Annotated in this window: 1 protein-coding gene; it reads right to left on the minus strand. The window is 65.7% G+C overall.

Features of this window, described 5'->3' with window-relative positions:
* Positions 1 to 563 (minus strand): acetate/propionate family kinase (locus D1614_RS28580; RefSeq protein WP_497006684.1); only part of this gene is annotated, 563 nt, incomplete at both ends.

The following is a 563-nucleotide window of genomic DNA, read 5'->3' on the forward strand; positions in this document are numbered from 1 at the left end:
TCGCGCGCGACTCTCCAGCAGAAAAGCTCTATCGCTTCTTCGGCCTCGGGGCCGCTGTTGTCCGACAGCGTGCGCATGTCACTGGAGATTCCAGACACGCCCAGCAGTCCCGACTTGCGGTAGAGCAGGTCCTCGACATCCGCCGCGGACATGCCGAGCTGTGTCTGGAGATGAAGCACAACACCAGGATCGATGGCGCCGCAGCGTGTTCCCATCATCAGCCCGTCGAGTGCGGTGAAGCCCATGGTGGTGTCGATGCTTTTGCTATCGCGCATCGCGCACAGGCTGGCGCCATTGCCGAGATGCGCCGCGATCACCCGACCGGCGGCAAGCACGGGATCGATCTCGCGCAGGCGCCGGGCGATATATTCGTAAGACAGACCGTGGAATCCGTAGCGCCGGATGCCCTGCTCATGGAAGGCGCGCGGGAGGGGCAGGCGCGCGGCGACCGGCGGCTTGTCGTGGTGAAACGCCGTGTCGAAGCAGGCCACCTGCGGAAGGTCTGGGCGGAGCTGCGCGATCGCACGGATAGCGGCGAGATTGTGCGGCTGGTGCAGCGGGGC

It is taken from the genome of Maribellus luteus (genome assembly GCF_003576475.1).
In the GTDB taxonomy this organism is placed as follows: domain Bacteria; phylum Bacteroidota; class Bacteroidia; order Bacteroidales; family Prolixibacteraceae; genus Draconibacterium; species Draconibacterium luteum.